Raw genomic sequence first — 13,485 nt, 5'->3', positions numbered from 1 at the left:
GTATAATTACCTGTTAGAATATATTTTATGAGGTGAGAAGGTAATGTTCGATAAATTGGAATTTATTCAGGATAAATATGAAGATCTTAGTAAGAAAGCATCAGATCCTGAAGTCATCAGCAACCAGTCTGAATGGCAGAAATATGTGAAGGAACTTTCTGATCTAGAGCCTATCGTTAATAAATATAAAGAATATAAATCCGTAAAAAATGGTATCCAGGAAGCTAAGGGTATCTTGTCAGAGAGCAATGATGAAGAATTAAGAGAGATGGCTAAGATGGAACTAGGCGATTTGGAAGATCAGATTGAGCAGATCGAAAGTGAACTGAAGATTTTAATGCTGCCAAAGGACCCTAATGATGATAAAAACGTAATCGTAGAAATCCGTGCAGGTGCAGGCGGCGATGAAGCCGGACTGTTTGCAGGAGATCTATTGCGGATGTATACCCGTTATGCAGAACGTAACCGTTGGAAAGTTGAGATGATGAGTTTAAATGAAACCGGCGTAGGCGGTCTAAAAGAAGTGATTTTCCTATTAAGAGGAAAAGGAGCCTACTCCCGATTGAAATACGAAAGCGGCGTTCACCGGGTACAACGTATTCCAACTACTGAATCCGGAGGTAGAATTCATACCTCTACAGCTACAGTTGCCGTACTGCCGGAAGCTGATGACGTAGAAATCGAAATCAATCCGAACGATGTAAGAGTAGATGTATTCCGTTCTTCCGGAAATGGTGGACAAAGTGTTAATACTACAGACTCTGCGGTACGATTAACCCATGTGCCTACAGGCCTTGTCGTGTCTTGTCAGGATGAAAAATCCCAGCTGAAGAATAAGGAAAAAGCCTTTAAAATATTAAAGGCAAGACTATATGATAAAATGCTGGCAGAGCAAAATGCAGAGATTGCAGAAGCTAGAAAGAGCCAGGTTGGAACGGGCGACCGCAGTGAGCGGATCAGAACCTACAACTTCCCGCAAGGGAGAGTGTCGGATCACCGGATCAATTTGACACTATATAAGCTGGACTATTTCTTAGACGGAGATATTGATGAGATTCTAGACGCGTTAATCACAACAGATCAAGCAGAAAAGATGAAAAGTGTCGTGTAGACAAATAAAACCTGTGGAAGGAAATTCCACAGGTTTTTTGTATGATGGACAGGTTGTAGGAATATATATAAGATGAAGGTTGTTTAGCAGTAAATGCGACATGGGGACGGTTCGCCTGTCGCACACGATTTTTGTGCGACTGAGGAACCGTCCCCATGTCGCAGCTTAAGGGGGAATAGATATGAACAGTATTCTTATGACTACACTGATTGGATTATTTGTTGGAATGATCGGAACTGGAGCAGGCGGGTTGATCACATTTTTCATTCGAAATCCTGGGAAGCGATTCTTGAGTTTTATATTGGGCCTGTCCAGCGGCCTTATGTTATCCATTATATGCTTTAACCTGTTACCGGAAGCTTTTGAACTGGGATATCTCAGTACGGGAATCACCGGAATTGTACTAGGGGTTTTTATGATCATATTTTTAGATGAAAGGCTGTCTGCAAAGATGAAAAACTATCGAAACTTTGCAGATAGAGGCTTTATTAAGACTGGTATTTTATTGGGATTAGGCGTAGCTTTACATAACTTTCCGGAGGGCTTGGCTATCGGTTCGGGATTTATTGCTAAAAAAGAATTGGGAATCGGCATTGCTATTGTGATCGGACTGCACAACATACCGGAAGGAATATCCATGGCTACGCCTATGAGTATCGGGGGCATGAAACGGTGGAAAGCATTTGTATACACGATACTGGCCGGGATGCCTATGGGGCTGGGGGCCTTTTTAGGTGTCTTGCTGGGAAATATTTCACCCCAACTCATTGCCTTTTGTCTTGCTTTTGCAGGAGGAACCATGCTCTATATTACTTGTGGAGAGTTAATTCCAAAATCCAATAATCTAAGTTTTGGCAGAATCTCAAGCTATGGACTGGTTCTGGGATTTGTGATCGGCATCATTGTTTCCGTGAAGTTTTAGTTCAAGAAAGATGAATAAAAGGTAGGGGAGGGCCTTGTGTCCTCCCGTAACAATGCAGATTGAAAGGATAAACAAAAGAACACAAAAACCATGATTTCTTCAAAAGTTCAGTGTTAGTATAGAAAATTTGGTGTATAATAATTAAAGAAATTCTTGGAGAAGCGTATTTTAGTTTTGGCGTGTCACAGATATTAAACAACGCTAAACGGATTTTGAGGTGAACAAAAGAATGGAAACACAAATCATATCCATAGATCCTTCCTGCATTGACCGGGAAAAACTATTGGAAGCAGCAGACATTTTAAAAAATGGAGGTACGGTTGCATTTCCTACAGAAACCGTATATGGTTTAGGAGCCAATGCTTTGGATCAAAGCGCTGTAGGCAAGATATTTGAGGCGAAGGGACGGCCCTCTGACAATCCATTGATTGTGCATGTTGCTGATTTTAATGATATAGAACCTTTGGTAGAGAAAATACCTGCCACGGCGAGAAAACTTGCAGAAAAGTTTTGGCCTGGACCTTTAACGTTGATTTTCCCTAAATCAGATCGTGTACCGGCGGTGATTACTGCCGGACTGGATACAGTGGCGATCCGAATGCCCGCGCATGGTATTGCACGAACACTGATTAGGTTGGCTGGAGTGCCTATAGCTGCTCCTAGTGCCAACTTATCAGGAAAGCCAAGTCCAACACGAGCTGCCCATGTGATAGAGGATTTGATGGGTAGAGTGGATGCCATCATCAGTGGCGGGGAATGCTTAGTTGGCCTGGAGTCTACAGTTCTGGATATTTCAGGAGAAATACCTGCCATTCTGCGTCCAGGCGGGATTACACTGGAGGAGCTGACACAGGTATTGGGAGAAGTATCTTTAGATCCCGCATTGGAAGAGAAAATGGACAGCACTGTGGTACCTAAGTCTCCCGGGATGAAATATACCCATTATGCCCCGAAGGCAGAGATGATGATTGTAGATGGAGCGATAACCGCTATGATTGAAAAAATCGAAGGCATTAGAAAATCAAAAGAGCAAGAAGGTTTGCGGGTGGGGATCATGGCTACAGAAGAGACAAAGGACAGTTATGGGGCTTTCTGTGTTTTATCCATGGGAAGCAGACAATCGTTAGAAACCATAGGAGCTAAATTATTTGATACACTGAGGCAGTTTGACGAAATCGGCGTAGATATTATTCTGGCGGAGGGCATTAGCCGGGAAGGAGTAGGACATGCAGTCATGAACCGTATGTTAAAGGCTGCGGGATACCGTATCCTATCGGTGTAAAAGATACTGGAGGTGAGAAAATGAAAACTATTTTGTTTGTTTGTACTGGAAATACCTGCCGCAGCAGTATGGCAGAGGCTTTGTTCCGTAAAATGCTGCAAGCTGCAGGTGAATCAGTACAGGGGATTCGCGTGATTTCGGCAGGCACTGCTGCATTGAAAGGCCAAAAGGCCTCAAATAACGCAGCACAGGTAATGCGGGAATGGCGTATTGATCTGCGACACCACCAGGCAAGGCCGTTAACGAAGGAATTGATTCATGCAGCAGACTTGATCTTTACTATGACCAGGAATCATAAACAGCAGGTTTTGAATCTAGACCCCTCAGCAGAGCAGAAAACCTATACCCTGAAGGAATATGCAAGCTATTTGGGAGATGATAAAGGAATCACAGCAGAGATTGAAAAGCTGCGGCGGGTGATTCAGCATAAAAAGGCGGAGTTCTTCCGGGAATATGAGAAGGAGATTACAGAACTCAGGAATCGCAGAGTGGAGCTGCAAGGCCAGCTGCAAGCGGTAGACGACCGGATACGGGAGCTGGAGCTGGAAATGGCGAAAACCGTCTCGAACGAACAAAGAGAGCTTGTGTACCTTGAAGATAAGCTTCCATCTGTAGATATCATGGATCCCTTTGGACAGCCTGCCTGGGTTTACCGTGAATGCGCCAAGGAAATCGAAGAAGCTTTGAAGGTAGTACTGAAAAAACTGCTGGAAGAAAATAGCTCGCGTTAGCATTTATAGCGGAGTCATGGGAATGGTTTGTCTGGCCCAGATGGTTTTTATGAAAATAGGACTTTTTCAGTGACTTCGAGCTGTCCCCGTTGCGTAGCAGATGTCTAAAGGGAATATGGGTAGGGAACGATCCCCGTATCGTTCCGGAAAACGAGCATACCTGTGTGTATGCCCCTACGACAAAAATAGATTCTATTCAATCTTTTTCAGGGAAAATTTACAAATAGGATATTAAGATTGAATATGTGAAACTGCTGTGTTAAAATGTTTTAGGCAATTGATAAGAGGAGGTGTACTTCGAATATATGAAAATAGCATTAGGAAGTGACCATGGAGGGTACCATTTAAAGGAAACCATTAGAAAATATTTAGATGAGCAAAATATAGCTTATGAGGATTTTGGTACAAACAGTACTGAATCTGTGGACTATCCGGAATTTGGAATGAAGGTCGCAGAAGCAGTTGTTTCCGGTGCATGTGATAGAGGAATTCTATGCTGCGGAACAGGAATAGGCATTTCTATTTCTGCCAACAAGGTTCCCGGGATTCGGTGTGCTGTGGTAACAGAAACCTACTCTGCTAAAATGTCGAGAGAACACAACAATGCCAATGTATTGGCATTAGGGGAAAGAGTTGTAGGCGCAGGACTGGCGCTGGAAATCGTTGATGTGTGGATACATACCGAATTTGCAGGCGATAGACATGCACGCAGAGTGAACATGCTTGGCGATATAGAAAGAAAATACAGCAAGTAAACGTATATGGAAGGGAGATGCAAATAATGAAAAATGTCTTTGTGATGGACCATCCTTTAATTCAACATAAATTAACCTTAATTCGGGATAAAAACACAGGCTCCAAAGAATTCCGCGAGGTTGTCAAGGAATTAGCCATGTTAATGGGTTACGAGGTAACCCGGAACCTGCCCTTGCAAGAAATTGAGATAGAGACACCGGTTAGCAAGACAAAGGCAAAGGTGATTGCTGGAAGAAAACTTGGAATTGTTCCTATTTTAAGAGCAGGATTAGGAATGGTAGACGGATTGCTAAGCCTAATACCCGCAGCAAAGGTAGGGCATATCGGCTTATATAGAGATCCTGAAACCTTAGAACCTGTAGAATATTACTGCAAGCTTCCGGTAGATGTTCATGAGCGTGATTTAATTGTTATAGATCCGATGCTGGCAACCGGTGGTTCAGCCAATGCAGCCATCCAGTTTATTAAAGACAGGGGTGCCCAGAGCGTTAAGCTCATGTGCCTAATTGCTTCACCAGAGGGTGTCAAGGCCGTATGTGAAGCACACCCTGATGTAGAAATTTATGTAGCTGCTGTCGATGAGAAACTAAATGAGCATGCTTACATCGTACCGGGACTGGGGGATGCAGGGGACAGATTGTTTGGAACCAAGTAGATGATATTTTTAAAGAATAGAGAGTAGGGTGATCGAAATCTATTCTTTTTGTTTGAAATGGAATAAAATAACAGAATACTCTGTCCTAATTTGAAATATTTTGAAGGAATTTTGAATAGGTATGTAGAAGTACTCTAAAAAAGAGGGTTGTATATGGAGCCAGTCAGTTTCCTGCACAACTCTTTTTTGCAGAGTGAATATTTATTCGTAACAATTCAAAACAAAATCTACAATCTTTAGATGCTTATACTTGTACCGAATCATGAGGAGGACAAAAGATGCGCCCGGATTGGGATGAATATTTTATGGAAATGGCAGAAATTGCCAAAACTCGTTCTACCTGCTTGAGAAGAAAAGTGGGTGCAGTGATTGTAAAAAATAAGCGGATATTGGCAACCGGATATAATGGAGCACCCTCAGGGACGGCCCATTGTCTGGATGTGGGATGTATCCGGGAAAAACAAGGTATTCCATCGGGAGAACGGCATGAATTGTGCCGCGGCCTTCATGCGGAGCAAAATGCGATTATACAGGCGGCTTATCATGGTGTCAGCATCGAAGGAGCTACCCTCTATACTACGCTGCAGCCCTGTATTTTATGTGCAAAAATGGCTATTAACGCAGGAATTAAAAAAATAATTTTTAAAGGAATGTATCCGGATGCCCTATCCATGGCAATGCTAGAAGAAGCGGGGATGGAACTCATCTGCAAGTAGCAAATTGTTGAAAATTAACAGGAAAAGTTGATTTTTACTCGGTTTTCATGTAAAATTACACTGATATGACTATCGACAAGGAGTGTTTATGGTGGATCAATACTACTTAGTATTTTTTATTGCCGTTATGATTTCCTTAAGCCTAACGCCGATTGCAAAAAAGTTAGCCTATCGGGTAGGAGCAATTGACATTCCAAAGGATGATCGGAGAGTACACAAACAGCCGATTCCACGCATGGGGGGCTTGGCCATCTATGCAGGGGTTGTGATTAGCGTATGGATGATTTTACCGATGGACAGGGAAATGATCGGTATGCTCCTTGGGGGAACGATCATTGTGATCATGGGAATATTTGATGATATAAAGCCTTTGTCAGCAAAAACAAAGCTGGCTGTTCAGATTTTATGCGCCGGAATCCTTATTTATTTTGGACTGAGAATTGGAAAGTTTAATATACCCTTTACAGAAGGTAAAGAAATCTACCTCGGCGTATTCAGCATCCCGGTAACAATCTTCTGGATTGTTGGGATTACAAATACCTTAAATTTGATTGACGGCTTAGATGGTTTGGCAGCCGGGGTTGCAACAATTGCTGCACTTTCTTTAGCCTATGTGGCCCATGTGGTGGGAAGACCGGAAACGGCTATTATGACCTTAGCGATTGCCGGTGCTGCAGTCGGTTTCTTACCCTATAACTTTAATCCGGCAAAAATATTTATGGGAGATACCGGTTCCTTGTTTTTAGGGTTTATGCTTGCAGCCATCTCTATTGATGGTGCGGTGAAAGGCGCCACTGCCTTGGCTACTGTTGTACCGGTATTGGCGTTAGGGGTGCCGATTTTTGATACCACCTTTGCAATTTGTCGAAGAGCGATAAACGGCCGTCCTATCATGGAACCGGATAAGGGACATTTGCACCACCGCCTCCTTTCAGCAGGAATGGGACAGAAAAGAACGGTATTGACCCTGTATGGGGTGAGTGCTACATTGGGCCTAAGTGCAGGTTTTTATTCCAACAGCAAGGTGCTTGACTCACTGATTGTACTGATTCTTGCCAGTGCTATGATGTATATTAGTATAAACGCAGTGGATTTTCAAAAACAAAAACGAAGTGAAAAGGAATAGCTTAAAAGCCTGACTCCGTCAGGCTGTTTTTATATAATAGGAAAGTTCTACTTTCCTATTATATAAAAACAGGGGTTGTAGGGGATGAAATCCCCTGCCGTACTAAGGAGGGTGCTCAGACTGCGATAGCAGTCGTCGAAGGGAACCTAGGGTTCCCTAGCGAAAGCGTCGTAGACGCTCTTTTTATATAATAGAATATGAGGTGAAACAATGAGTAAAGTAAAAATACTGTCGATATTTGGTACACGGCCGGAGGCGATCAAAATGGCACCGGTAGTCAGATCCCTGCAGGATCATGAAGAGATTGAATCTAGTCTGTGTGTGACAGCCCAGCATAGGGAAATGCTGGATCAAGTATTGGAGTTGTTCTCTTTAAAGCCGGATCACGATCTGAATATCATGCAGCCGGGACAAACCCTGAGTGAAATTACTGCCCGGGCATTAAGGGGACTGGAGGATGTTATTAAAGCGGTGCAGCCTCATATGATTTTAGTGCACGGAGATACTACCACTACCTTTACCGGAGCACTGGCTGCCTTCTATCAGCAAGTAAAGGTGGGACATGTAGAGGCAGGTCTCCGCAGCGACAATATGTATTCTCCCTACCCGGAAGAAATAAATCGCGTATTGACAGGCCGGTTAACCCACTTGCACTTTGCTCCGACGGAAGGAAACCGAAGGAATCTTTTAGCAGAAGGAATTAAAGAAGACACCATTCTGGTGACAGGGAATACCGTGATTGATGCTTTGCTGCAAGTAGTTAAGACGGACTATATTTTTGAAGATGACCGATTAAACCAAATCGACTATGCGAAGAGAAAAGTAATTTTGCTAACGGCGCACCGCAGGGAAAACTTAGGACAGCCTATGATCAACATCTTTACAGCCATGAAAGAGATTGTTGAGAAAAATGAAGATGTAGAGGTCATCTTTCCTGTGCATTTGAATCCGAAGGTACAGGCGTTGGCCCATGAAATTTTAGGCAATATGGAAAGAGTACATTTGATTAAACCCTTAGAATATGAACCTTTTGCCAACCTGATGGCGAAGTCGTACCTGATTTTAACAGATTCAGGCGGTATTCAGGAGGAAGCCCCAGCTTTAGGCAAACCTGTACTGGTTCTTCGTACAGAAACGGAACGCCCGGAAGCGGTGCAAGCCGGCACTGTAAAAATGGCAGGAATTGAGAAGGAGGCCATATTTGAAATGGCCCATGAATTAATTAATGATCCTCATGCCTATGCAAAGATGGAAAATGCTGTGAATCCCTATGGTGATGGAGAAGCTTCTCAACGGATTGTGGAAGCGATCTTAGAATATTTTAAGAAATAGAAAAGATGATGAGTTTTGAAAAATATGACTATTGCATAAATGATCATTTCATTATACAATGATACTGTAAAGGATTAGGATAGGTGATTGGTTTGAAAGAATATAGTGATGATACCGTCTATTTTATATCCTATGCAAAGCTCCCCGCGGAGATTCCTGCCGGAAACCTCCATAAGGTAGTGGGACTTGGTCTAATTATCAATAAAGAGACGGGGATTATTGAAGATTCCTCTTGTACACTTTTAACTGAAGAAGCCAAGGACTTTCTGAAACAGATTTTGATAGGGCATAATCTCCATGAAAACGGTATTGAACCCTTGGTAGAAAAAGTAAAAAGACGGTACCATGGACTCGCTCAAAAAGCAATATGTGTAGCCTTGAAGGGTACCTATGAACGGTATCATGCATGGAAAGAAGAAAATCATATAAAGTAACACTGCTTTACTTGCGGTAGTCGTGTAACCCGCTATTACTTAGTGAGTAAAATCCAGTATGAAACATTTAAGGATCATCTGCCTTAAGTTGTTTTTGTACTGGATTTTTTATTTTAAGCGGAGTCACGGGGACGGTTCGTCTGGCACAGGTGTTTTTTATGTGCTTGAGGAACCGTACCGTATGGCGTACCGTACCGTCCTCATGGCGTACATGGCGTACCGGATGTAGGGAACGGCCCCTGTGCCGTTCCGGTAACAACAGCAACCATTATATAAAAGGAGGTTTTTGTGATGAGCCAAAACAAAGCACCGAAGAACAATGTATTCTACAGAAATCAAAACTGGCATTATCCTAAAATAGAAAAAGGAGAAGGCATTTATCTTTTCGATGACAAGGGAAATCGATATCTCGATGCTTGTTCCGGTTCGGCTGTGGCCAATATTGGTCATGGAAATGAGGCCGTAGCAGCCTATACAGCTCAACAGATGAAGCGTATTGCCTTCACCCATCTCTCACGCTGGACTGTGGATACGATTGAGGCCTGTGCCGAAAGAGTATCCCAATGGACACCGGGAGATCTAAATTATGTTTACTTCGTATCCGGTGGCTCAGAAGCCACAGAAACCGCTATGAAGATGGCAAGACAGTATTATGTGGAGAGAGACGGACAGGGAACGAGCAAGTGGAAGGTAATCTCCAAATGGAATGCATTTCATGGCAATACCCTTGGTTCTCTCTCTATGACAGGGATTACAGAAAGAAGGAAGATCTACGATCCAATGCTGGTAAACTTCCCTAAAATCCCTCAGTTCTATCATTATCGCAATCCTTGGGGTTGTGGGACATTAGAAGAAACAAGTATCAAAGCGGCAGAGGCCTTGGAGCAGGAAATTATAAGACAAGGAGCGCAAAATATCGCTGCTTTTATCACTGAGGCTGTAGTAGGCGCTGCCTGCCCGGGAGCACATCCGACGAAAACCTACTTTGAGATGGTTCGAGAAATCTGCAATAAGTATGACATCTTGTTGATCGTCGACGAGGTAATGTCTGGCTTCGGAAGAACCGGAGAAAAATTCGGCATCGATCACTTTGGGATTATACCGGATATCATGACCGTAGCTAAGGGGATGAGCTGCGGGTATACGCCCATTGGTGCAGCGGTAGCCAATGAAGAAGTATTCCAAACCATTATGGTAAAAGGAACAGGTCAGTTTATACACGGGCATACTTATGCAGGGAATCCGCTATCCTGTGGTGTAGCAGACTTCGTGATGAACTTGGTAGAGGAAAAGGGTTATGTGGCCAATGCGACAGCTCAAGGAGAATATTTAATGGAAAAACTGAAAGGGTTGTACCAATACCCTATTGTAGGAGAAATTCGGGGAAAAGGGTTAATGACCGGTATTGAGTTTGTGAAAAATCAGGCTACAAAAGAACCCTTTGCTGTTGGCGATAATGTAAAGGGAAAGATCACGGCAAACGGCATGGCAGAAGGGATCATTGTGTATCCTGGCGGCGGTTCGGTAGACGGTGCCAGAGGGGATCATATATTGATTGCACCACCGATCAATATCACGAAAGAGCAAGTGGACGAATTGGCAGATGCCTTAGAAAGAACCATAAAATTCACTTGTGAACAGGCACTATAAATAAAAGGAGCGTGAAATATCATGGAAAAACTCATCATCACCCTTGCACCTACAGGGAATGTACCCACAAAAGCCATGAATCCTGCTACGCCAGTGACGGTAGAGGAGATTGTGGAGGATATTAAAAAGTGCCGTGCATTAGGGGTATCGATTGCCCATATACATGTACGGGATAGAGAAGGAAAGCCTACCAGTGACCGTTCGATCTATCAGCAGGTTTTAGGACGCTTAGCAGAGGAAAAAGTTGATATCATTACCCAGGTATCTACAGGAGCCAGAGGCGGCGAAAATACCATTGCGTGGCGGGGGCAAATGCTGGACCTGCCGGCTCGGATGGCAAGTTTGTCTACGGGCTCTTCGAATTTCCCCAGCAGCATCAATGCCAATGATCCTGCATTGATTGAGGCGCTGGCCGGCAAGATGTATGCCCATGGCTTAAAGCCGGAGATCGAAGCTTTCGATGTGGGAATGATCTCTAATGCAAAGAAATTGTTAAAAAAAGGAGTGTTAAAGGCACCACTGCATTTTAATCTGGTAATGAATGTGCCGGGAAGTATCGAGGGAACACCTAGAAACTTATTATTTATGGTAGAGAGCCTGCCAGCGGGCTCCACCTGGAGTGTGTCCGGTATTGGAAAATCCCAAGTACCCATGCTTACTATGGCAATCCTTATGGGAGGCCATGTAAGAACAGGTCTGGAAGACGTATTGGAGTATGAAAAAGGTGTTCCTGCCACCAATGCCATGTTAGTAGAGCGAATCCTACGGATTGCAAAGGAACTGGGACGAGAGATTGCCACGCCAGAGGAAGCAAGAAGGATTTTAACATTGTAGGGAACGATCCGTGACCGTTCCGCTAAGTCTTCTTACATTTTTGCCTGTGAAATAAATATTTTTGCTTCAAAAAGGGGAATCCTTTGTTAAAACAGGGTAATCTGCCTTCTGCAGCAGAGGCCAATTTAATTATTCAGTACGGATTTAAAAGATATGATAGTATAGCATAAAACAAAATGCCCGAGAAATACTAAAAGCAGTCATGGAAATATCAGGACTGCTTTATATTATTTATCATGCTCATTTTTTTTTATAAATCGCTACAGATAATAGAGGAAAATGAAAAAAAAAGTCGAAATATAGATTTTATGTAATTTTATTGGATTGTTAAAAAAATATTTAGAAGTATGCAGAATTATTTGTATATTTAAACGGCAGTTGATATAATGTTATAGGGGAGGGGTGTGCCATGACAAATGACCGTACGAAAGTATTAAAAAACCTTTCTCTTTTAAGTTATATTGGATTGTCTATGATCGCACCTATTTTTACAGGTGTGTTATTGGGGAAATGGATGGATGAAAAGCTGCAGACGGGGAATATTTTCCTGATTCTTTTCATATGCATAAGTGTCCCATCTTCCTTTGTCAGTGTCTATAAGATTGTCATGAAGGATATAAAGAAGAAATGACAATGGCCGATAAAAATGTAGGGAACGACGCCCTCGCCGTTCCGGAAAAAATACGATAAAATAAAGCGGAACGGTGGGAGCACCGTTCCCTACAAAACCGTAGTGGGCTGCACAGTGTGCAACCCGCCAGCCTTTAAGAAAGGAAGTGTGAACCCTTGGGGTACACTTGGGATATACAAGTTAAGATTTTTAAATACACCCTGATTGTCATGGCTGCAATTGCCGGATGTTCAGTAGTGCTATTCGATAAACCTTTGCCTTTTATTTATGCACTGATCTTTGGATCCTTAATCGGCATTCTAAACTTCCGTAATCTGGCGCTTACCTTGGAAAAAGCAGTAAGAATGACTCCAGGGCAAGCTCAAGTTTATGCAGGATCAAGGTATTTTATACGATATATGATCAATGGGATTGTTATTTTTGTGTCAATAAAAGCCGATTATTTAAATGTTCTTGGGGCAGTACTGGGTTTGTTCCTCATCAAGTTTGTCGTTGTTGTAACAAACCTATTTAATGATATAAGCTTTTTTAAAAGAATTTTCATCAGAAAGGAGGAAGAATAGTGGAAGGAGGATTTGGCCCTAGAGTCATATTTGAGTTGCCTGGAGGGATTCTGATCACAGAAACCGTTACTACTACCTGGATTATAATGGCAGTCCTAACAATATTTGCACTGGTCGCAACCAGAAGGTTCGATAAAGTGCCCCGGGGATTGCAAAATGTAGTTGAACTGTTAGTAGATGGGATATATAAACTCACTGCTCAGACCATGGGAGAAGACAAAAAAGCCTTTGCACCCTATATTGGTACGCTTATGATGTACCTGGTATGTGCAAACCTGGCTGGACTGTTCGGATTTAGACCACCGACAGCCGATATCAACACAACTATGGCATTGGCATTAATGACGTTTTTTATGATCCATTTCTTCGGAATGAAGAGAAAAGGAATTGGCAGTTACTTAAAGGGTTTTCTGGAACCGTTCCCTGCGCTGCTCCCCATTAACGTGATCGGAGAGATAGCAACGCCAATTTCACTATCATTCCGTCTGTTTGGTAACATCATTGGAGGGGTCATTATCATGAACTTGTTGTATGGTGCCCTTGCAGCGTTGAGCCAATCGGTGGGGATACCGAATATTCCGGTGTTCCAAACTGCGATACCGACAGTATTTCACTTATACTTTGACGTATTCGCAGGTGTATTACAATCTTTCATATTTGCTATGTTGACAATGGTATTTGTCTCTATTGCAATGGATTAAGCCATCTCATTAAGGAGGGAAAAGGATGGACAATGCCAACT

General features: G+C 42.8%; 15 protein-coding genes. All 15 read left to right on the top strand.

All coding sequences use genetic code 11. The features are described 5' to 3' along the window. Window positions 1–43 precede the first annotated feature (43 nt). The 15 genes from prfA to atpB all read left to right on the top strand — a co-directional run bounded on the left by prfA (window position 44) and on the right by atpB (window position 13,444). Window positions 44–1,111 (top strand): peptide chain release factor 1, encoded by a 1,068-nt coding sequence (gene prfA, locus Gferi_RS11120; protein ID WP_069976433.1) that lies wholly within the window; start codon window positions 44–46, stop codon window positions 1,109–1,111. A 181-nt stretch (window positions 1,112–1,292) separates the two neighbouring features. After that, window positions 1,293–2,033, top strand: coding sequence for a ZIP family metal transporter (locus Gferi_RS11115; protein WP_083273501.1), 741 nt, complete (start codon window positions 1,293–1,295; stop codon window positions 2,031–2,033). A gap of 229 nt (window positions 2,034–2,262) precedes the next feature. Continuing rightward, a complete protein-coding gene (locus Gferi_RS11110) occupies window positions 2,263–3,315 on the top strand; it encodes an L-threonylcarbamoyladenylate synthase (protein WP_069976432.1) in 1,053 nt (350 codons plus the stop codon). 20 nt (window positions 3,316–3,335) lie between these two features. Beyond that, entirely contained in the window at window positions 3,336–4,046 is a 711-nt protein-coding gene (locus tag Gferi_RS11105; RefSeq protein WP_069976431.1) for a low molecular weight protein arginine phosphatase, read from the top strand. Between the two features lie 305 nt (window positions 4,047–4,351). Next, window positions 4,352–4,801, top strand: a complete 450-nt coding sequence (rpiB, locus tag Gferi_RS11100; protein WP_069976430.1) for a ribose 5-phosphate isomerase B — start codon at window positions 4,352–4,354, stop codon at window positions 4,799–4,801. 26 nt (window positions 4,802–4,827) lie between these two features. After that, window positions 4,828–5,457, top strand: coding sequence for a uracil phosphoribosyltransferase (gene upp / locus Gferi_RS11095; protein WP_069976429.1), 630 nt, complete (start codon window positions 4,828–4,830; stop codon window positions 5,455–5,457). 278 nt (window positions 5,458–5,735) lie between these two features. Then, window positions 5,736–6,173: a deoxycytidylate deaminase gene (locus tag Gferi_RS11090; RefSeq protein ID WP_069976428.1), complete on the top strand. Its 438-nt coding sequence runs from the start codon at window positions 5,736–5,738 to the stop codon at window positions 6,171–6,173. A gap of 88 nt (window positions 6,174–6,261) precedes the next feature. Further along, a complete protein-coding gene (locus Gferi_RS11085; protein WP_069976426.1) occupies window positions 6,262–7,299 on the top strand; it encodes a glycosyltransferase family 4 protein in 1,038 nt (345 codons plus the stop codon). 210 nt (window positions 7,300–7,509) lie between these two features. Next, entirely contained in the window at window positions 7,510–8,631 is a 1,122-nt protein-coding gene (gene wecB, locus Gferi_RS11080) for a non-hydrolyzing UDP-N-acetylglucosamine 2-epimerase (RefSeq protein WP_069976425.1), read from the top strand. An 83-nt stretch (window positions 8,632–8,714) separates the two neighbouring features. Beyond that, window positions 8,715–9,065, top strand: a complete 351-nt coding sequence (locus Gferi_RS11075; RefSeq protein ID WP_069976424.1) for a DUF3870 domain-containing protein — start codon at window positions 8,715–8,717, stop codon at window positions 9,063–9,065. A gap of 291 nt (window positions 9,066–9,356) precedes the next feature. Beyond that, window positions 9,357–10,715 (top strand): aminotransferase family protein, encoded by a 1,359-nt coding sequence (locus Gferi_RS11070; protein ID WP_069976423.1) that lies wholly within the window; start codon window positions 9,357–9,359, stop codon window positions 10,713–10,715. Window positions 10,716–10,736: 21 nt separating this feature from the next. Then, the gene (locus tag Gferi_RS11065; RefSeq protein ID WP_069976421.1) at window positions 10,737–11,549 is read left to right on the top strand and encodes a BKACE family enzyme; all 813 of its coding nucleotides are present in this window, start codon (window positions 10,737–10,739) and stop codon (window positions 11,547–11,549) included. Between the two features lie 409 nt (window positions 11,550–11,958). Then, entirely contained in the window at window positions 11,959–12,180 is a 222-nt protein-coding gene (locus Gferi_RS11060) for an AtpZ/AtpI family protein (protein ID WP_069976419.1), read from the top strand. Between the two features lie 155 nt (window positions 12,181–12,335). Then, the gene (locus Gferi_RS11055; RefSeq protein ID WP_069976417.1) at window positions 12,336–12,743 is read left to right on the top strand and encodes an ATP synthase subunit I; all 408 of its coding nucleotides are present in this window, start codon (window positions 12,336–12,338) and stop codon (window positions 12,741–12,743) included. Next, window positions 12,743–13,444, top strand: a complete 702-nt coding sequence (gene atpB / locus Gferi_RS11050; protein WP_069976415.1) for a F0F1 ATP synthase subunit A — start codon at window positions 12,743–12,745, stop codon at window positions 13,442–13,444. Before Gferi_RS11055 ends, atpB begins: the two co-directional genes overlap by 1 nt. The last annotated feature ends 41 nt before the right edge of the window (window positions 13,445–13,485 follow it).

The sequence above is a fragment of the Geosporobacter ferrireducens genome (assembly GCF_001750685.1).
Lineage (GTDB): Bacteria > Bacillota > Clostridia > Peptostreptococcales > Thermotaleaceae > Geosporobacter > Geosporobacter ferrireducens.
This window is presented reverse-complemented; position numbering and strand designations above follow the sequence as displayed.